Raw genomic sequence first — 21247 nt, 5'->3', positions numbered from 1 at the left:
AATTAATAGACCTGACATTAAGCCGTGGTTATCAACCAGGAATAGTAATTGTAGATGCTGGATATGGCAACAACACAAGTTTCTTATTAAAGTTAGAAAATCGCTACCTAAAGTATTTAGGAGCTTAGTGTTCTGTGCCTATACTTTTATTCTTTGGCATCAACTAACAGGAGGCTTAAGACGTAGGTGGGCGAACAAATCTTTAAACACATTTACTGAAGCTAATAACGCCTTTAGAACAGCTATCTCCTTTCGATTTTTCCATTGGTTGACCCTAAATCGTGACCTGTTTGCAGCCTATAAAGCCAGTTTGGGCTACATTTGGGCTTAATTTTTGTTTAAGTCCCGTTAAATGATAGCGCTTCCATCCTTCCTCAAGAAAGTGGCGATCGCTTAACTCGCCACGAATTCGAGCGCCGTTATACAGCAATGTCCCATATTAAAAAAGCAGAATTAATCGAAGGAGTCGTCTACTTGGCATCACCTCTACGTTTTAGAAGTCATGGTCAACCTCATGGACAATTAATTACTTGGTTGGGAGTTTATTAAGTTTTCACTCTAGGCGTAGCGCTAAGTGATAATGCTACTGTGCGCTTGGATTTAGACAATGAACCACAGCCTGATGTTGTTTTGCTGATAGATAAACCAGCAAGGGGACAAGCACAAATTAGCGAAGATGACAATGAAATCCGAGAGATTTTGGCTGAGTTGCATGATGAAGGCAGAGGCATCATTGATAATTCTTGAGAATCAGCGATCGCACTTTAACTTTAATAAAATTTAGATGACGCGATCATCAAAGATGAATCAATTCAAAATTCAAAATTCAAAATTCAAAATTAAATACAGCCACCTACAAGGGTTGGGGTTTCTACCTACCGAGTGAGACAAGGATTTTTTCGCCCACGAGGGGCGAGGTTTTAAACCTAACTTTTTTCATAAAATTATTGTGGAGAAGTAGAGATGGAAGTTACCCTAAATCGGCATATCGAGATTACTCTGGGAGTAAGGAGTGGGAAGCCAAAGTCTTCTGTCCCAGTTAGGCGAATAGTCATGGTAATACTCTCAACTACTTATTGAGAAATAGTATCTATTAGTAGAGAAAGCGAGTGCAACCGAAATATTGTGCAATATTAGTATAATGGCGTATCCGCACAATCAAGACGATCGCCTTTGATTTTGGCTGCGCGGTCGCCAAACCACTAAATAAATAAAAATGCCAATTCGTAAGTTTCAATTTGAATTTGTATAAATCCTATGTTTTGTAGTTGTTTTTGTACGGTAACGATAGCGCCACATCACAAAGCCAGTGATAAATAAAATTAATGGTGCAAGCCCAACAAATACATAGAGGATACGGGTGGGTAAGCCACCAAATGTACCGTAGTGCAAAGGTACAAAAGAGTTAAGGACGCGATCGCCCAACGGCAACTTTAAAGCATTATCAACTCGTAAAACCTTACCGCTGTACTGGTCGAGATAAACATTGCTATTACCATACTCTACATTTTCCTGCGGCAACTTCATGCGAATTTGTAGAGCTTCTTCTGGTTTACTAGGAAAATAAATGCTTTTAGTAACAGCACCAGGTAAGGCAGCATTAGCAATTTTTAGCTGTTGGGTTAGATTTAAAGTCGATTTCCCAGGAATTAGCTTGGAGACTGGCTCGGATGATTTTGTGGTGAATGTAACAGCGTAAATAATTGGCTCAGTCAAATCGTAGAAGTTCCAGCAAAAACCCGTAAAGCCAGTAAAGAATAAAAAAACCACAGTGATGATACCAGCCACTTTGTGAATATCAAAGTTGGCGCGTTTAGGATGAGCATCAAGCTTGATTTTGAAGCCTGCAATCAATCTGCGCCAACCAGGCCAAAGAATTAAACCTGTAATGGTGAGGACACACATAAAAAAGGCAGCAATGCCAATAATTATAGTTCCAGTTTCACCAGCCATTAGGCTGTAGTGCAGACTAAGGATCGTACCTATGAAAGTGTTATCTGATATCCGTTCACCAATAATTTTGCCTGTATAAGGATTGAGAAAAACTTCTGTCCTTTGATCGTTAGTTGTTGACAACTGCCCCACGTAGGGAGAAGCAGGAGTATTTGGCAAATAAATCCGAAAAAGATGGAGATCGCTTCGTGCAGCATACTTCGTCTTAATTGTATTCATTACAGACTCTGGGGATACTAACTGCACCTGTTGGGGAGTAATCTGTCCATACTGTTGAGCGATCGCAAAATGGTCAAAATCTTGCTCAAATACTAACAAGCTACCTGTCAGACCAACGATAACCAGCACCAGTCCAACAAAAAGACCGATATATTGGTGTAGGTAAAAAACAGTATCGCGTAGTTTTTTATGGTTCATATATTCACTTTTTCATTTGATGTTTATACCCTAATTTATCGAAGCAATAATGAAAGAATTGTTTCATATTTTAAAGTACTAAAAAACTCTTGTTTCTTATTTTTGCTGGTTCAAAACTGCACTGAAACCGTTCCTAAAACAGTTAGTGGTGCTCCAGGAAGTAAATAGTAACCATGAGAATCGTAATAATTGGTATCAAAAAGATTTTTGAAGTTAAGACCGACTCGCCAATTTTCTTTTCTATAAAAAATAGAAGCATCAGTTCTCACGTAGGAGGGAAGAACAACTTCATTATTTGGTAGTAAAGCTTCGCGATCGCCCACAAAAAACAGTCCTCCACCAAATCCAAATCCCTTCAAAGAACCAGTTTGAAATTCATAGCTTGTCCACAAGCTAGCACTATTTCGTGGCGCACCAACTAATCTATCACCTACAGGTATGCTGTTATCTTTACTAACAAAGGCATCATTATAGGCAAAAGAAGCAATCACATTCCATCCAGGTAAAATTTGCCCAGCGATATCGAGTTCAATACCCCGACTTTTAACTTCTCCAGCTGCAATTGAGTAATCAGTATTAGTTAAATCGGTTGTAGCAACGTTAGTTTTTGTAATCTCATACGCTGCAAGTGTTGCTGAAAGCTTACCATCCAACCACTCGCTTTTAATCCCTGCTTCATACTGAGTTCCACGACTTGGTTCTAACAATTCTCCACTAACTGTTCTGCTATTGTTGGGTACAAAAGATTGACTATAACTGGCATAAAGTGAAATTGGTTTTATGGGTTGGTAAACCAGTCCCACACGAGGCGAAAAAGCATCATTATCAAACTCATCTTGAGAAGTTAATTACCGATTGTTGTTATAATCTAATTCTCTAAATTTATAGTTGATAAAATCCCACCTTCCACCAACTAGCAGCTTTAAATTAGGAAATAATACTACTTGGTCTTGTAAGTAAACACCGACGGTATTTTGTTTTGTTTCGTCATTGGCATTTGTGTTGTAACTAGTTGGCAATATTGCCCCATAAACTGGATTGAAAATATCAATACCGGGAGCAGGAGTCCGAATGAAATCATTTCCATATAAGTTCCAATTCAACTCTAAACCTAGCAGTAATTGATGATTGATAAAACCAGTTTTGAACTTACCGACTAGCTCATTTTGCAGAGTAAATGATTTATAGTAATCAAGACCTCCTGCGAATGTTCGCGATATTGTCCGACCATCGTCTTCTAATGAATCTGGTCGAATGGCTGTATAATCAGCATGGTAGAGGTTAGTTAAAAAAGCACTACGCAACCGGAGATTATCACTAAAGCGATGCTCTAAAGTAAAGCTAGCTGCATCAGATTTATAGTTATAGTTGCTGGTATTTGGTTCTCCTAAAAAACGATTGATGGGAAGTTGAAAAGATTCACGAATAGGTAGCAAACCATCATATAAAGTCCGGTTAACTGTACTATGCTCGTATTCCAAAGTCAAAGTTGTGGCATCGCTAAGTTTTAAAGATAATACAGGTGCTATTGAGAAACCTTCACTATTCACAAAATCGATAAAGCTACCGGAATTTTCATAAGCAGCATTCAAGCGATACAACGCATTTTTGTCAGGGGTAAGTGGCCCGGAAATGTCAATTGAGGGACGATAAAAATCATAATTTCCGACTGTCAATTCACCTGCATAATAGGGAGTGGAGAGTGGTTGTTTGGTGACATAATTAACGATACCACCCGGTTCAAACTGACCATATAGCACCGAAGCAGGGCCTTTAAGGACTTCGATTCGGTCAACAGCGATCGGATTGATATAGTTATCTTGAACTGCAAAACCATTTCTCAGGTTGTTGTATGTTACAAGTCCTCGGATGATGTAGTTATCAGTAAGGTTAGAAAACGATCCTTGCACCGCCACGCCACTGACATTTCGTACAGCATCACTAATCCTTGTGATTTGTTGGTCTTTGATGACTTGCTGGGGAACTACTTGAATTGACTGGGGAATGTCACGTACAGGTGTATCTGTTTTAGTTGCAGTTGTGCTATCTGGTACACTATATCCGTCTTGTTCACCTGTGACTACCAACTCAATCGGTTCATCACCTTGTGTTGATGGAAGACTAGGCTGTGTTTGACTTTCTGGCTGTTGTTTAGGAGTTGGTTGAGTTTGAGGTTGTTGTGCTGTTGATGCAGTAGTTGCCATACTAAAAATTAAACCTTCATCTGCACTGTCAAATAACTCAACAGTTGGAACACCTGTTTCTCCGATCGCACTTACCCGGATAGTATTGGCATCAAAGTTAGTAACTGTAATTTCATTAACACCCACAATTGGCTTTTGTGAGCGGAATGTAAATGCCTCACCCGATGGTAGGCGCAATTGAGCATTGGGAATATCAGCAATGAAGTTATTACCCACACTGCGATTTGTGATTTGTAACTGTTCGCCTTTAGATGTCTGTAAAATTACTTCTACACCTCTAGCAGTCGGATTTGCCTTAACTCCTGTCACCTGCACAACTTCTGTTTGTGGTGTTTGGTTCTGTTGTTCTATCTGAGCTAACCATTCTTTAACCGTTCTTGCAGAGCGGTCTAGTTCTTGCACGCGAGGAATTTTAGTGATTTCCTTTGCTTGAGTTGGTCGTATCAGAACAGCAACAAGAAAACAACAAGTGAACAACCATCGCAGCAGTTTCATAACTCCACACACTCAATAGTATTTTTGAAAATAGCAGTAATTACTGAGAAAATTGTTATCTAATTGAAGTCGTATAAATGCTATCTTTTGCAGTCATTTTTATTCGGTGACGGTAGTGGTACATCACAAAGCCAGTCACAAAAAGAACAGTGGGAGTAAGTCCCACAAACACATAAAAAATACGGGTGAGTAAACCGCCAAATGTGCCGTAATGCAAGGGTCCAAAAGAGTTGAGAACGCGATCGCCCAAGGATTGCTCTAACCCGTTATCGACTCTCAAAACTTTGCCACTGTATTGATCGAGATAAACATAGCTATTACCGTAATCCCCCGCTTCTTGGGGAAACTTATAGCGCATCGACAAAGTATTTTCTGGTTTGGACGGAAAGTAGATTGTTTGCAGTTTTGCTCCTGGTAGGGCTGCCTGAGCCGTTTTTAATTGTTTGGTTAGTGGCAGTGGAGATTGAAGAGCGATTGGTTGAGAAACTGGCTCAGTTTTTGAAGGACTAAATGTGATTGCCCGAATCATCGGTTCACTAAATTCATATAAATTCCAGCAGAACCCTGTGAAAAAAGTAAACAGTAGAAACACAACGGCAACAATGCCTACGACTTTGTGAATATCAAAATTTATCCGCTTGGGATGAGCATTCCACTTGATTTTAAAACCTGAAATCAGCTTACGCCAACCCGGCCACAGCACCACTCCCGTAATCGTGAGTATACACATTAGCAAACCAATAATACCAACAAGCTTGACTCCGATATCGCCTGCTAACAGTGCATAATGCAGCTTATAAACTTGTTTAAAAAATGACTCTACCAGATCGGGGTTGAGCGTATTGCTCAAAACGGCTCCTGTATAAGGATTCACGTAGTTCTCGATCCAATCATTGGCTTTAGTTGCATAAACAACATTAGCTGGCTCATTGAGTTTGGGTGACAGATAGAACGCCTGAAGCACAGCATCAGGCTGGTTGGCGTAGATCGGTTTGACTGCATTCATAATCGTCTCAACCGATAACAGTTGCCCTTGAGGAACAATGGTTCCAATTTTGTGATGCCGTTGAAAATCGCTGATTTCTGTATGGAAGACCAAGATGCTACCAGTTAAGCCGATAACGATCGCAATCAGTCCGATTGCTAACCCAAGATATCGGTGTAAGGCAAATACGAAATTACGCAGGGTTTTGGAGGTCATGGTAGATATTACTGTTATAAAAGGTCAAAACTCAAACGAAACTGTTCCCAGCACAGTCAAAGGCGCGCCAGGACGGAGAAAGTAGCCTTGAGAATCGTAATACCGAGTACTGGTAAGATTCTTAAAGTTCAGCCCAACCCTCCAGTGATCGCGTTTATAGAAAATAGAGGCATCAGCGCGCACATAGGAGTGGATTTTGAACGTGTTGGGGAGTTCAGCTTCGCGATCGCCAGTATAAAATACTCCCCCACCAAACCCTAATCCTTTCCAATCACCGTTTTGAATTTCATAACTCGTCCACAGACTACCTCCAATACCGGGAGCGTTGACCAACGAGTCGCCCACTGGTAGAGTATTATCTTTACTTACAAAAGCATCGTTGTGGAATAAAGACCCAATCACATTCCAACCTGGTAAAATCTGACCAGAAATGTCAAATTCCAAACCGCGACTCTTCACTTCTCCAGCCGCAATGGAAAAATCGCTGTTATTGGGATCGCTTGTAGCGACATTTTCCTTGGTAATGTCATAGGCAGCAAAGGTTGCAGATAGCCTGTCCTTAATCAGTTCCGCTTTGACTCCCACTTCATACTGAGTGCCAAGTTCCGGTGGTAGGGCACTACCGTCAGCTGTACGTGATGTGCTGGGGTTGAACGATTCGCTGTAGCTAAAATAGAGCGAAATCGGTTCAATCGGCTGATAGACAACGCCAACTCGCGGAGTAAAAGGAGTATTATAGGAAGCATCTGTTTTCTCATCATTAATGGGATTCCCTTGACCGTCAAGATCCTGGGTTAAGATCCTCTGGTTGATAAAGTCAACTCTGCCGCCCAGCAGTAACTTGAGATTGGGTAGTAAAGCGATCTGGTCTTGCAGATAAATGCCAAACGTGTCGCGCTTGGTGGTGTAATTATTAGAAAATTCAAATTCGGTTTTTGACTGAGGGGAGCCGTACACCGGATTAAAAATATCTATGGGTGTAGCCACATAGCCAGTGTAGGGAGCTGTCTTATAGTCGTAATAGCTCCAGTCAAAGCCCAGAAGCACCTGATGTTTAATGGAACCTGTATTAAATTTTCCAATTAAATCGGTTTGCAGATTGTAACTCAAGTAGACACCAGAACCGTCTGTGACAATACCACGAGATAGCGTCCGACCATCTACACCCAACTCACCAGGTCGAAGATATTGAGAGCCAATGCCGAAATTTTGGAAATAGGCGGCAAATCCAGTGCGGAGCTGTAGGTTTTCACTAAATCGGTGGTCAAGAGTTAAATTAATATTGTTTGATTCCTCGGTGAAACCGTCGTTGATACCCGGCTCTAGCAAAAATCGGTTAATGGGAAGTTGAAAAACAATTGGCAAGGGTGGTAAACCATCGTTAAAAACTCGCTCAAGTTTGCTGTATTCGTATTCAAATGTTAACTTTGTGCTCTCACTAAATTTATAGGTCAACACAGGAGCAATAGAAAACGTTTGAGAGTTGACAAAATCGACAAAATTGCCAGCACTTTCATAGGCGGTATTCAAGCGGTACAGTAACTTTTTGTCAGGCGTGAGCGGTCCAGAAATATCAATCGAGGGGCGATAGTAGTCATAACTCCCAACAGTAAATTCACCAGAGTAGTAAGGGTAATCGAGTGGTTGTTTGGTCACGTAGTTGACAATTCCACCTGGTTCAAATTGACCGTACAGTACCGAAGCTGGGCCTTTCAATACTTCAATCCGCTCAAGGCTGGCAGGATTAATAACGGGGTCTTGAATTCTAAAACCATTCCTGAGAGTGTCGTAGGTTACAAATCCTCGAATCCGATAAACATCTGTCGCATCCCCATAACTCCCTTCTTTGGTGACACCTGACACATTGCGTAATGCATCCGAAATTCGGGTAATTCCTTGATCCTTAATCACCTGTTGAGGAATCACCTGAACAGATTGCGGGATGTCGCGCAGTGGGGTATCTGTTTTAGTTGCAGTCGTTGCATCTGGCACTCGATACCCATCTTGTTCGCCCGTCACCACCAATTCAATTGGTTCATCACCTTGTGTTGATGGTTGACTTGGCTGTGTTTGAGTTTCTGGCTGATTTGGTGGCTGAGTTAGTTGGGTTTGCGGTTGTTGTTGGGCGGATAATGCAGCAGTTGCAACAGAGAAGATGATACCCTCGTCTAGACTGTCAAACAACTCGACAGTTGGTACACTTGTTTCCCCCGTCACACTTACCCGGATAGTATTGGCATCAAAGTTAGTAACGGTTATCTCACTAACACCTGCGATTGGTTTGTCTGAGCGGAATGTAAATACTTCACCACTAGGTAAACACAGCTGTGCATTGGGAATATCAGCAATGAAGTTATTACCAGCACTGCGATTCGTGATTTGCAACTGTTCGCCTTTGGTTGTTTGTAAAATTACCTCCACACCTTTAGCAGTCGGATTTGCCTTGACTCCCGTTACCTGCACAACTTCTGTTTGTGGCGTGTTTGCTGGTGTTGACGACTGCACTAATAACATTTTGGCGCTGGTAACAACAGGTTCTAGCTCACTTAATTGCCTAATCTTTTTATTTACTTGAGATGGTTTGACTTGTATTCGTGTTTTCGCTAGCTCACTCAACCGATTATCAAATTTGGGAATATCTTGTGCTTTTGCAGGCTGAACCAGCAAAACTGTGAAAAGTATCAACAAACACTCCACTCCGTAACTTAATTTACATACTCGCTGACTCATTTTGTCTCCACACACCTTATTATTTCAGATGACAAAAACACCAACCATACATGTGTTCAAACAGCACTTAATCAGTTCAGAAATTGCAGGAATCAAAACTGCACAGAAAATGTCCCTAGAACAGTCAACGGCGCACCAGGACGCAGATAGTAGCCCTGAGAATCGTAATACTGAGTATCAAAAAGATTCTTAAAATTCAGCCCAACCCTCCAGTTATCGCGTTTGTAGAAAATGGTGGCATCTGCACGCACGTAAGAGGGGATTTTGAAGGTGTTGGGGAGTTCAGCTTCTCTGTCGCCTGTATAAAATACTCCCCCACCAAACCCTAATCCTTTCCAATCACCGTTTTGAATTTCATAGCTTGTCCACAGACTCCCCCCAATACCAGCAGCATTGACCAACGAGTCGCCCACTGGTAGACTATTATCTCTACTCACAAAAGCATCGTTGTGGAATAAAGACCCAATCACATTCCAACCTGGTAGAATCTGCCCAGAAACGTCAAATTCCAAACCGCGACTTTTCACTTCTCCAGCCGCAATGGAAAAGTCACGATTGTTTGGATCGGTTGTAGCGACATTTTCTTTGGTGATATCATAGGCGGCAAAGGTGGCAGATAGCCTGTCTTTAATTAGTTCGGCTTTGACTCCTACTTCATATTGAGTGCCGCGTTCTGGTGGCAGTTGAGTTCCATCTACCGTCCGCGAAAAGCTGGGATTAAACGAGCGGCTGTAGCTGGCGTAAATTGAAATCGGTTCAATCGGCTGATAAACAATGCCAACGCGAGGTGAAAAAGCCTCATCATAAAGCCGCTCAACGCTCTCATCGCCAATTAGATTATTACCCAAAGCATCCAGTGGTTGAATGGTATTTTTGCGATGAATAAAGTCATATCTGCCACCCACTAAGAGCTTTAGATTTGGCAGCAATGTAACTTGATCTTGCAGATAAAAGGCTATCGTGTCGCGACCGTAGCGCTCGCGCTCTGAGGCTTCATCAAACTCTGGTGGTGGGGAAGCACCATACACCGGATTAAACAAATCAATACTCGGAGTCAGGGAACTGGTACTGCGAAGATAATCAAAACCCAAAAGGTCTTTACTCCACTCCAACCCTAGCAAAACTTGATGTTGCACAGACCCCGTATTGAAGTTACCAATCAGATCCGTTTGCAGGGAGTAGTTGCGGTAAAGGTTTCTATCTACCGCATACCGCCGTAACACAGTACGACTGTCTGAATCAAGAGAGTCCGGTCGAAACGCTAAGTCATCACCATCGGTTAGCTTAACAGAAAAGGCACTGCGGAACCGCAGGTTTTTGTTAAAACTGTGATTAAGAGTTAAATTAATGAAATGCGATTGAGCCAAGTAACGATCTCCCAGCTCTCCCAAGAAGCGACTAATCGGCACGTTGAAAACGTTGGGATCGGGTAATAAACCGTCGTAGAAAGTGCGATCGGCGTTGAGGTATTCATATTGAAACGTTAACGTGGTTGCATCCCCAAGTTTGAACGTGAGTGCAGGGGCAATGCTAAGGACTTTTTCATTCAAAAAGTCAACGAAGCTACCGGAATTTTCATAAGCAACATTTAAGCGATACAGAATGCTTTTGTCTGAGTTAAGCGGTCCAGAAAAATCGAGCGAAGGACGATAGGTGCTAAAGCTTCCGGCTGTAAACTCAGCAAAGTAATAGGGATAATCGAGTGGTTTTTTGGTGACATAATTCACCACCCCTCCCGGCTCAAACTGCCCATACAGCACGGATGCTGGACCCTTGAGTACTTCAATCCGCTCAATGTTTGTCGGATTTACAAAGTTACCAATGGCATAAAAACCATCTCTCAAAGTGGCGGAGGTGGTAAAGCCGCGAATGTTGTAAGTATCTGACAAATTGGCATAGTCTCCCTGAATAGTCACACCACTGACATTCCTTACAGCATCGCTAATCCTTGTGATTTGTTGGTTTTTGATCACTTGTTGGGGAATAACTTGAATTGACTGGGGAATGTCACGTACAGGTGTATCTGTTTTAGTTGCAGTTGTGCTATCTGGTACACTATATCCGTCTTGTTCACCTGTGACTACCAACTCAATCGGTTCATCACCTTGTGTTGATGGAAGACTAGGCTGTGTTTGACTTTCTGGCTGTTGTTTAGGAGTTGGTTGAGTTTGAGGTTGTTGTGCTGTTGATGCAGTAGTTGCCATACTAAAAATTAAACCTTCATCTGCACTGTCAAATAACTCAACAGTTGGAACACCTGTTTCTCCGATCGCACTTACCCGGATAGTATTGGCATCAAAGTTAGTAACTGTGATTTCACTAACACCCGCAATTGGCTTTTCTGAGCGGAATGTAAATGCCTCACCACTAGGTAAACGCAGCTGTGCATTGGGAATATCAGCAATGAAGTTATTACCAGCACTGCGATTCGTGATTTGCAACTGTTCGCCTTTGGTTGTTTGTAAAATTACCTCCACACCTTTAGCAGTCGGATTTGCCTTGACTCCCGTTACCTGCACAACTTCTGTTTGTGGCGTGTTTGCTGGTGTTGACGACTGCACTAATAACATTTTGGCGCTGGTAACAACAGGTTCTAGCTCACTTACTTGCCTAATCTTTTTATTTACTTGAGGTGGTTTGACTTGTATTGGTGTTTTCGCTAGATCGCTCAACTGATTATCAAATTTAGGAATATCTTGTGCTTTTGCAGGCTGAACCAGTAAAACTGTCAAAAGTATCAACAACCACTCTCGTTTGTAACTGAATTTACACATTTGCTTATTCATTTTCTCTCCACACACCGCAGTATTTCAGATAACAAAATAAACTCACTCTATGCGTAGCTTTGATGCAAATGCCTATTGAGCTTAGAATGTAAAAGAAACAGAGCCAATCACTGTAAATGGCTCACCTGGGTAAACAACTTCGCGTCCTTGGGTTTCGACATAATAGTTAATGTCAAAAAGATTTTTGAAATTGAGACCAACCCTCCAGTTATCTTGTTTATAAAACAGCGCTGCATCTGTGCGAAAATAACTCGGCAGGATAAAGGATTTCTCAAAATCTCCGGGGCGATCGCCAATTACGAAGACTCCGCGATCAGGTTTATAATCTCTGTTATCGTATTCCAGAAATAGCTTTAAATCCGTATTTTCACTAAGCTTCCAAGCAATGACTGGTGCAACAAATACGTTTTCGGAACTAATAAAATCTCTAAAGCTACCAGCATTCTCATAGGCAACATTGAGGCGATACAGTAAGGTTTTGTCTGTATTCAGAGGTCCTGATAAATCTAAAGCTGAACGATAGAAAGCATAATTTCCAACATTTAAATCGACATTGTAGTAAGGGTTACTTAAAGGTTGTTTTGTCACTAAATTGACAATTCCACCTGGTTCAGTTTGTCCAAACAGCACAGAAGCAGGGCCTTTAAGTACCTCAACCCGTTCTACATTGGCAAAGTCTGTGGATGGGTTATTGTCACGAATTCCATCTCGAAAAGTAGTTTCTTGTGTAAATCCCCGAATTCTCACTCTATCAAAGGAGTTTTGATAGCCTGCACCTGGTGTTACTCCACTGACATTTTGCAGAATATCTCGTAATCTAGTTGTTTTTTGATCCTCAATTATTTGTCGTGGAATTACCTGAATCGATTGTGGAATGTCACGCAAAGGTGTATCAGTTTTAGTCGCGGTTGACGCATCAGGTACGCGATATCCATCTTGCTCGCCCGTGACTACCAACTCAATCGGTTCATCACTTTGTGTTGATGGTTGTGGCTGTGTTTGACTTTCAGGCGGCTGTTGTTCGGGAGTTGATTGGGTTTGAGGTTGTTGTGCTGTGGATGCAGCAGTTGCCACCCTAAAAATTAAACCTTCATCTGGACTATCAAATAACTCGACAGTTGGTATACCAACCTCACCGATCGCTGTCACCCGGATAGTATTGGCATCAAAGTTAGTCACTGTTATCTGTGTAACACCCGCTATTGGCTTTTCTGAGCGGAATGTGAATGCTTCACCCGATGGTAGGCGCAATTGAGCATTAGGAATATCAGTGATAAAATTGCTACCAGTACTGCGATTTATTAGTTGCAACTGTTGTCCTTTCGAGGTTTGTAAAATTATCTCCACACCCTTATCAGTCGGATTAACTTTGACTGAGGTAACTTGTACAACTTCTGTTTGTGGCGTTTGTTGTTGTTCTATCTGAGCCAGCCATTCTTGCACTGTTCTGGCAAAGTGATTTGGCTCTTGGATAGGAAAAATTTTAGTTACTTCTTTTGCTTGCCCAGGTTTTATAACCACAGCAACCAGAAAACAGGAAATAAAAAACGATCGCGACAGTTTCATAACCCCACACACCCAACTGATTTCTTAAAACAGAGTTTACTACTTGCAAGTTACTCTTAATTAACTCTATTCAGAAGAATACGAAAAATTGGGCGATCGCATATATCTGAAACCGGATTTTTTTTATCGGAATCGGGATCTTGCTTTTGCTATCAGCTTTTGCGGTGAGGAAAGTTTATTTATAAAGTGAATTTGAACTTGTATAAATGCTATTTTTTGTCAGAGCTTGTGTTCGATAACGATACCGCCAGATTACAAAGCCAGTGATAAATAAAATTAATGGTGCAAGTCCAACAAAAACGTAAAAAATACGGGATGTCAGTCCCCAAAAGGTGCCATAGTGTAAATCGTTAAAAGAATTGAGAACGCGTAGCCGCTTTGCGGCTTGTCGCTAGACATCGCCTAAAGATGCAGTTGCGATCGTAGATACTTGTAAAACCTTGCCGCTATATTGGTCAAGAGAAACATCGCCAAGATTAAAGTTAAACCAAAAAGTCTCTTTTGGTTCACTTGGAAAGCCAATTAGACTAAGTGATGCATTGGGCAAGGCAGCTTGAGCGATTTTTAACTGGTCTTTTAATCCTAGCGGCAACTGACCGAAAATAGGTACAGAAACCAAATCTGGGTGAGGTTTGGAGAAGGTGAGTGCGTAGATTATCGGGTTGATAAATTCAGAAAAGTTCCAACAAAAGCCTGTGAAAAAGGTAAAGACTAGAAATGTGGCTGTAATGACACCAGCAACTTTGTGAATATCAAAGTTCATCCGCTTGGGATGGGCGTTCCATTTGATTTTGAAGCCAGCAATCAACTTACGCCAACCAGGCCATAAGATAATGCCTGTAATGCTCAAGATTGTGAACAGTAATCCCACAATGCCCACAAACTTAAGACCAATGTCACCACTTAAAAGGCTGTAGTGGAGTGGATAGATAATGTCAATTTCTGTGTGAAAAACCAGTAAACTCCCCGTCAAGCCAATGATGATTGCAATCAGTCCTAGCGCTAGACCTAAGTAGCGGTGCAGAGTAAATAATATGTTACGCAGTTTTTTAGAACTCAAGGTAGACACTCCTTTGGATAATGTCAAAATACGAGATTACTTTCTCAATTAAAACCGCACGGTTAATGACCCGATAATTGTAAAAGGTGCGCCTGGAGAATTTGCAGCAGAATTGCGCGAATTTGTGTAGTATTCCACATCAAACAAGTTCTCAGCATTAATTGCTACCTCCCAATTGTTGCGTCGATAGAATAGAGCCGCATCGAATCGCGTGTAGGCAGGTAGCTTAAAGTTGGGCGGATCGAATTGATCGCCGAGGCGATCGCTGACAAAATATACGCCTAACCCAAAGCCCAGTCCTTGCAAATTGCCGCTTTGAATTTTATAGGTTGTCCATAAATTAGCAGAATTAGTTGGTGTAATTCTTAGCCGACTGCCCACTTGATACGTATTATCTTTAGTGATAATCGCATCAATGTAAGAATACCCTGCTGTCACATTCCAACCCGGTAAGATTTCACCTGTAACGCTAAAGTCAATGCCGCGACTGCGCTGTTCTCCAACCTGAACCGAATAGTTAGAATCGACCGGATCGGTTGTCAACACGTTGGATTTTGTGATGTTGTAAGCGGCTAAAAGTGCTGACAGTTTTCCATCCAGCAAATCGCCCTTGATGCCCACTTCATACTGAGTACCGCGTGACGGAGCAAAAGCTGAATCCGTTTGAGAACGACCAGGGTTAGGCACAAAAGAACGGCTGTAACTAGCATAAAGTGAAAGAGGCTCGATTGGTCGATAAACGATGCCAAGGCGCGGACTAAATGCTTCACCGTAGTTTCTATCAACAGTACCTGCTATAATGTCACTCCCTGTGCTGTTCACCCAATCAAATTGCCCAGCAGCCACTAGGAGCAGGTTATCTAGTAACTTAATCTGATCTTGGAGATAAACCCCATAGGATTGAGTGATATAAATAGAACGGCTGAAAGTAGTATCAGTGGGTAATTCGATATTGTAGTTCGGGTTGAAAATATCCAGCGGCGGCAAGGGTGCGGTCAAAGGTGAAAAGGAATTTGTCACGCGGTTTGCATCAAAACCGAACAGCACTTGATGGGCTACTGAACCAGTATTAAAGTTTGCTATCAGCCCTGTTTGCATCGCATAGGTTTCATATACAGGTTTATCCTTGACATACGTACCTGTAATGAATCTATCATCAGACAAACTGCCATATTCACTGTCTATTAAATCTGAATGTTGCGAGCTGATAAATAGCGAATTACGCAGTTGAAGATTTTTATTAAACCGATGTTCAAACCTGTAGCCTCCCTGTAGCTGGGTGAGATTGATGTCATTCGCACTAGGATAGCCAAAATAACGATTAATCGGCAGTACAAATGAGCCATTACTCAATGCTGGGACTCCGGCATCAAATCCTGTTTCTTGATTGAGGTATTCAAAATTTAGGGTAAGCTTTGTATCATCGCTGATATCCCAAGCAATGGTAGGTGCTAGAAAAAATCGCTTTGTCCCCAAAAAGTCTCGAAAACTATCAGAATCCTGAAGCGCAATGTTCAAGCGATAGCGTAGGCTGCGGTCGGAATTGAGTGGAGCGGAAAGATCAGCCGTTCCTCGGTAGTAATTATAGCTACCAGCATTGAAGCCAAACTCGTAGAATGGCTCTGATAGCGGTTGTTTGGTGGTAACGTTAATTATACCTCCGGGTTCGCCCGCTCCGAATAATACGGATGCAGGCCCGCGCACCACTTCAACCTGTTCCACGTTAGAAAAATCTCCCGATGAAGCTGTGCCTGTAAAACCATTGAGTGTGTTTTGTGCCGAGAAGCCCCGAATTGAATAGTCACCAACACCAAACCCTTCCCCACCATAGTCTCCACTATTGAGGGCAACACCACTGACGTTATTCAACACATCTCGTAACCGAGTGACATTACGATCTTTGATTACCTGTTGCGGTATAATTTGAATGGTTTGAGGAATATCTTGCAAGGGCGTATCAGTGCGCGTTCCAACGCTCGTTCGTGAGGGATTATAGCCTTCGTCTCGTTCACCTGTCACCACGAGTTCAATCGGTTCATTACTTTCTGTCGATGGTTGACTTGGCTGTGTTTGACTCTCTGGCTGCTGTGGTTGCACAGAAGATGCAGCAGTTGCAACAGAGAAAATAATACCCTCATCTGGACTGTCAAACAACTCAACAGTTGGTACACCTGCCTCACCTGTGACGCTTACACGGATAGTATTGGCATTAAAGTTTGTTACCGTTATTTCACTAACCCCTGCAATTGGTTTTGTAGAGCGAAATGTGAATGCATCACCGTTGGGTAAACGCAGTTGAGCGTTGGGAATATCAGCAATAAAATTATTGCCAGAACTTTGATTAACTACTTGTAACTGTTCTCCTTTTGATGTCTGTAAAATCACCTCCACACCCTTAGATGTGGGATTTGCCTTGACTGAAGTCACTTGTACAACTTCACTCTTCTGGCTTTGATCTGGCGGGTTCTGCTGTTGTATTTGAGCAAACCATTCTTTGACTGTTCTTGCAGAACGGTCTAATTCTTGCACGCTAGGAATTTTAGTTACTTCCTTTGCCTGAATTGGTTGTATGAGAACAGCAACAAAAAAACAGGAAATAAAAAACGATCGCAACAGTTTCATAACCCTACACACCCAACCAGATTTCTCAAAACAGAGCTTGCTACTTGCAAGTTACTCTTAATTAACTCTATTCAGGAGAATACGAAAAATTGGGCGATCGCATATATCTGAAACCGGATTTTTTTTCTCGGAATCGGGATCTTACTTTTGCTATCAGCCTTTGCGCCGATGATAGTCTATTTATAGTGGTTCTTCTTGCCAGCGATACAGTTGAAACGCGATCGTCCGAATGATTTTGCGGTTCATAGTAATGGAAGTTGACAATTAAAACTCGATAGAGATAGACCCTAAAACGTTGAGTGGCGGCTGAGGAACAAGTAGAAATCCACCGTAGCTGTTGTAGTATTGTGTATTTCCCAAGTTGTTGATGTTAACCTGCACCTTCCAGTTGTTCCGGCGGTAAAAAACAGAAGCATCTGCCCGGAGATAACTTGCTAACTCAACATTCGTATTTGGTAGAGATGCTTGGCGATCGCTTACGTAAAATAGTCCCAAACCAAACCCAAGCCCTGTCAAACTTCCGGCTGGAATTTCATAGCTTGTCCACAGTCCAAACTGGTTTGTTGGAATCCCTGCAAGCTTGTCTCCAACAGGAATTGTGACATCTTTATTCACAAATGCGTCAGTATAGGCATAACCCACCGCAATATTCCAACCTTTAATTGGGCTACCAGTCAGACTGAATTCAACGCCTCGGCTTTTCTGCTCACCTGTTTGAATGCTATATCGGGAATCTTCAGGATCGGTGACTAGTACATTCTGCTTTGTCAAATCATAAAATGCTAAGGTTGCAGATAGTTTATCGGGAATCAGGTCTGCTTTTAGTCCCATTTCGAGCTGTTCGCCCTTTTCTGGTTGAAATTCAGCTCCCGTCCTGCTAGTGCCAAAAATCACAGGATTGAATGATTTGGAATAACTGAAATAGAGCGAAATGGGTTTAATTGGTTGATAAACAATGCCAACACGGGGTGTAAAAGCGGTTTCGGTCTTATCTACAGTCCTTTCACCCAGGAAATTCTCATCTATGCTGCGGACTAAATCAAACCGCCCACCAGCTAGCAGTTTGAGGTTTTGCAGTAAGGTGATTTGGTCTTGAAAATAAACACTTAAACCATCATTACCGTATTCGTCTCCGTTGTCAGGGATTAGTTCGCTTGGCTTTGCTCCATAAACCGGATTGAAAATGTCAATCGAATCAATCGAGCCACTGAAAAACTGATATCTAAAGCGTTGGCGAAAGAGTTCACTACCAAACAACACGCTATGCTCAACGGAACCTGTATTAAACTTGCCTAGTAACTCATTTTGAATTGTGTAATTGCTTGAGGATTCTTCACTACGGCTGGCACTACGATTAAGGGTACGGCGATCGTCTTGTAAGCCATCTGGGAAGACTGTTTTGGGATCGTCACTACTTAAGACAGCCGCAAAGGCATGGCGTAATTTCCAGTTGTCGCTAAATTGATGTTCCAGAATGTAACTGGCACGCCCATAGTTAACTGTCGCACTGTTGAAATCCGGTTCCCCTAAAAAGCGGCTAATCGGTATTTGAAAAAATTCTCTCTCAGGTAAAAAAGCTCGATCAAAGCCATATTGATAGTTTTGATATTCAAACAGAAAAGTAATATTGGTGTTCTTACTAATCTGCCAGGAAAAAGCAGGAGCCACAAAAATACTTTCTGATTGATTAAAATCCCGAAAATTTCCAGCATTTTCGTAAGCTAAATTCAGTCGGTAAGCCGCTGTTTTATCAGAATTGAGAGGACTAGAAAAATCTAAGGTTGAGCGATAAAAATTATAGCTGCCAGCAAGAAAGGAAGCCTCGTAGCGCGGCTGTTCCAGCGGTTGCTTGCTGACAATATTGACAATTCCACCCGGATCGTTTTGTCCATATAAAACAGATGCAGGCCCCTTGAGAATCTCAAGTCTGTCAATATTGGCAACGTCACTTGGGCTGAGGAAGCCAAAATCCCGAAATCCATCCCGGTAAGTAGTAGTACTTGCAAAGCCTCGGATAGAGAGGTAAGGACTGGAAAGCCCTCCATAACCACCACCAGCAGATTGTACCCCTGCTACAGTTTGTGTGGCTTGCTCAGTACGTGTAACTTGACGATCCTGGATGAGTTGGCGGGGGACGACATCAATAGAAGCAGGAATATCACGTAAGGGAGTATCAGTTTTGGTCGCTGTCGAAGCTTCTGATGCACGATATCCGTCTTGCTCACCCGTTACCACCAATTCAATCGGTTGATCATCCTGGGCTGTGGGTTGTGGCTGTGTTTGATTTTCTGGTTGTTGTGGGGAAGTCGGCTGAGTTTGTGCTTGCTCAGATGGAAGTGGTGTAAAACCAAACACTAAACCCTCTGGGTCGTCAAATAACTCCACCTTTGGGCTACTTGCTTCTCCTGTCACTGTCACCCGAATACTACTAGTATCAAGCGCTGTCACAGTTACACTAACAATACCCTTGGCAGGGTTGAGACTACGAAACTCTTTACCATCTGGTAATTGCAAAACAGCATTCGGGATATCTGCAATGAATGTATTAATCTCAGTTTTAGCAACAGGTTTGAGTGCTTCCTCTTGAGACGTTTGTAAAATTAATTCAATGCCCGTATTTGTATTATTGAGTTTAACACCCGTAACTTTCACAACTTGGCTGATAGGTTGCTGTACTAAAAGTAGAGCCAGATCCTTGACAAATTGATGGTCATCTGGTCGTTTTGAGACTTCGCTTCCAGTTGCAGATTGTGTGAATACTGCAATTAAACTAAATGCAAAACTAACTAAACTTATCACATCCAACCGTCTAGGCTTCATCTAATTTTCTCCCCACAAACCATAAACCGCTATAGACAAACTTTACTAATTAGCTAATTAAAAGAATCTACGTAATTTACCAGGCACAAATCAACTCAGTCACGGAGACTTCGATCCATTGCGGGAGAATCAAATTTTAATTTTGAGTCTATAACGTCCACTGCAAAGCAGTTTTGAGTATATTGAAAAAAAGTTAAAATTACTCGAATATTTTCTTTCCTGCTTTACATTCAGAGGGGCTAACACCAAATTTACGTTTAAATGCAGCAGCAAAATGACCGGGATTGGCATATCCTACTGCATTTGCAACCGCAGCTACGCGCATTTTTCCGTCTTGCAGCAATTGTCTGGCTATTTCCATGCGATGATTATGCAAGTAACCAAAGACCGTTGTACCAAATACTTCACGGAATCCAATCTTTAATTTGTTGTCGTTTATATTTACTTGCTGTGCCAAATTTAATAGAGAAGGAGGATTTTCTTGTTGAGAAATCAGAATATCTCGTGCGTGGCGAATCTTCTCAATATCTTTTGGTTTAAGAGCTATAGATTTAATAGATGCATTTTCAATTTTTGTGAGTTGCTCTAACTTTAAAGCAATTAATTCTAAACATTTAGCCTCTAAATAAATCTGTTTAGTCAAGCCTTGAAATGGACAATTAATAATTTGTTGCAGTGGTAAATACATCGCCGAAGTAAGTTGATTATTTTCGATGTAAGTTTCTTGACCTTTGCCTTGAATAAGTTTGATTAAATCTAGCGGTAGTTCTTGATTTACGCAGTGGACAAAATTATTTAAAACCTCTGAAGATTTAAGATGTATATCAACTTTTAAAAAATGCTCATTTCTAAACCAAGTTTCCACAAAAGCATTATACTCCTGCCCACGGGGAAAATCCCACTGTAAAAAATTTTCCCTACCGCTTTTATTGTATGGAAAATCTAATCGATTACCACTATAACTACCTGATAAATTAAAACCAAATTCTATTTCTTCATATTCATCTTGACCAGCTTCAAATTCTATTTGTAAATCATCGTGATATTTCTGATTAATAATCAACAAACTAATATCTCGTAATTCAACCCAGCGCTCGTATCCTACACCAAACTGTTCCGGACATGAGTAGATAATGTCAGAAGAATCTAAAGGATCTGGGTATTGAATATTCTCATTACAATTGTACAACTTTTCTTGGTACTCAGCTTGTGAAATAATGTTCGCCATTGATGTTTCAGTATTGCTAGTAAATATAAACTATCATTTATAGAAAAAACTTCTCAACTAGTTCTTTGACACAGTTGATATATAGCGAATTGTAATTGAATGAAGTACATCCCTACCCTTGACAACATTTAGGAAAAAACGGAAATTTAGGCGATCGCATATATC

At 41.5% G+C, this 21247-nt stretch carries 9 protein-coding genes and 4 pseudogenes; 2 read left to right on the top strand and 11 right to left on the bottom strand.

Features of this window, described 5'->3' with window-relative positions:
* Nucleotides 1-121: 121 nt before the first annotated feature.
* Both V7K56_RS36875 and V7K56_RS01475 read left to right on the top strand, forming a co-directional pair.
* Nucleotides 122-331: pseudogene (locus V7K56_RS36875) on the top strand (IS701 family transposase); the annotation flags it as partial.
* Nucleotides 332-366: 35 nt separating this feature from the next.
* A pseudogene (locus V7K56_RS01475) lies at nucleotides 367-681 on the top strand (Uma2 family endonuclease); the annotation flags it as partial.
* A 552-nt stretch (nucleotides 682-1233) separates the two neighbouring features.
* Here the strand turns inward: V7K56_RS01475 and V7K56_RS01470 are convergent.
* From V7K56_RS01470 to V7K56_RS01420, 11 genes and pseudogenes are all read right to left on the bottom strand, one after another.
* Nucleotides 1234-2370 carry a PepSY-associated TM helix domain-containing protein gene (locus V7K56_RS01470; protein ID WP_334906904.1) on the bottom strand — a complete coding sequence of 379 codons (1137 nt, stop codon included), beginning with the start codon at nucleotides 2368-2370 and terminating at the stop codon, nucleotides 1234-1236.
* Between the two features lie 110 nt (nucleotides 2371-2480).
* A pseudogene (locus V7K56_RS01465) lies at nucleotides 2481-5069 on the bottom strand (TonB-dependent siderophore receptor).
* A gap of 55 nt (nucleotides 5070-5124) precedes the next feature.
* Nucleotides 5125-6270, bottom strand: a complete 1146-nt coding sequence (locus V7K56_RS01460) for a PepSY-associated TM helix domain-containing protein (RefSeq protein WP_334906902.1) — start codon at nucleotides 6268-6270, stop codon at nucleotides 5125-5127.
* A 24-nt stretch (nucleotides 6271-6294) separates the two neighbouring features.
* Nucleotides 6295-9000, bottom strand: a complete 2706-nt coding sequence (locus tag V7K56_RS01455; RefSeq protein ID WP_334906900.1) for a TonB-dependent siderophore receptor — start codon at nucleotides 8998-9000, stop codon at nucleotides 6295-6297.
* 92 nt (nucleotides 9001-9092) lie between these two features.
* Complete coding sequence (locus V7K56_RS01450) at nucleotides 9093-11786, bottom strand: TonB-dependent siderophore receptor (protein ID WP_334906898.1); 2694 nt, start codon at nucleotides 11784-11786, stop codon at nucleotides 9093-9095.
* Nucleotides 11787-11867: 81 nt separating this feature from the next.
* Entirely contained in the window at nucleotides 11868-13352 is a 1485-nt protein-coding gene (locus V7K56_RS01445; RefSeq protein WP_334906896.1) for a TonB-dependent receptor plug domain-containing protein, read from the bottom strand.
* Nucleotides 13353-13527: 175 nt separating this feature from the next.
* A pseudogene (locus V7K56_RS01440) lies at nucleotides 13528-13713 on the bottom strand (PepSY domain-containing protein); the annotation flags it as partial.
* A gap of 30 nt (nucleotides 13714-13743) precedes the next feature.
* Nucleotides 13744-14412, bottom strand: a complete 669-nt coding sequence (locus tag V7K56_RS01435; protein ID WP_334906894.1) for a PepSY-associated TM helix domain-containing protein — start codon at nucleotides 14410-14412, stop codon at nucleotides 13744-13746.
* A gap of 48 nt (nucleotides 14413-14460) precedes the next feature.
* The gene (locus V7K56_RS01430; protein ID WP_334906892.1) at nucleotides 14461-17034 is read right to left on the bottom strand and encodes a TonB-dependent siderophore receptor; all 2574 of its coding nucleotides are present in this window, start codon (nucleotides 17032-17034) and stop codon (nucleotides 14461-14463) included.
* Between the two features lie 264 nt (nucleotides 17035-17298).
* Nucleotides 17299-19854, bottom strand: a complete 2556-nt coding sequence (locus V7K56_RS01425) for a TonB-dependent siderophore receptor (protein ID WP_334906890.1) — start codon at nucleotides 19852-19854, stop codon at nucleotides 17299-17301.
* Nucleotides 19855-20053: 199 nt separating this feature from the next.
* Nucleotides 20054-21082: an AraC family transcriptional regulator gene (locus V7K56_RS01420; RefSeq protein WP_334906888.1), complete on the bottom strand. Its 1029-nt coding sequence runs from the start codon at nucleotides 21080-21082 to the stop codon at nucleotides 20054-20056.
* Nucleotides 21083-21247: the final 165 nt, after the last annotated feature.

The sequence above is a fragment of the Nostoc sp. genome (assembly GCF_036917535.1).
Taxonomy (GTDB): Bacteria; Cyanobacteriota; Cyanobacteriia; order Cyanobacteriales; family Nostocaceae; genus Nostoc.
Note: the sequence above shows the minus strand (reverse complement) of the source record. Positions and strands in the feature narration are given on the sequence as shown.

Excerpts from the sequence above, each read along its gene's own strand:
- V7K56_RS01455 (WP_334906900.1), bottom strand. The coding sequence starts at position 9,000 with ATGAGTCAGCGAGTATGTAAATTAAGTTACGGAGTGGAGTGTTTGTTG.
- V7K56_RS01445 (WP_334906896.1), bottom strand. The coding sequence starts at position 13,352 with ATGAAACTGTCGCGATCGTTTTTTATTTCCTGTTTTCTGGTTGCTGTG.
- V7K56_RS01460 (WP_334906902.1), bottom strand. The coding sequence starts at position 6,270 with ATGACCTCCAAAACCCTGCGTAATTTCGTATTTGCCTTACACCGATAT.
- V7K56_RS01425 (WP_334906890.1), bottom strand. The coding sequence starts at position 19,854 with ATGAAGCCTAGACGGTTGGATGTGATAAGTTTAGTTAGTTTTGCATTT.
- V7K56_RS01450 (WP_334906898.1), bottom strand. The coding sequence starts at position 11,786 with ATGAATAAGCAAATGTGTAAATTCAGTTACAAACGAGAGTGGTTGTTG.
- V7K56_RS01430 (WP_334906892.1), bottom strand. The coding sequence starts at position 17,034 with ATGAAACTGTTGCGATCGTTTTTTATTTCCTGTTTTTTTGTTGCTGTT.
- V7K56_RS01420 (WP_334906888.1), bottom strand. The coding sequence starts at position 21,082 with ATGGCGAACATTATTTCACAAGCTGAGTACCAAGAAAAGTTGTACAAT.
- V7K56_RS01470 (WP_334906904.1), bottom strand. The coding sequence starts at position 2,370 with ATGAACCATAAAAAACTACGCGATACTGTTTTTTACCTACACCAATAT.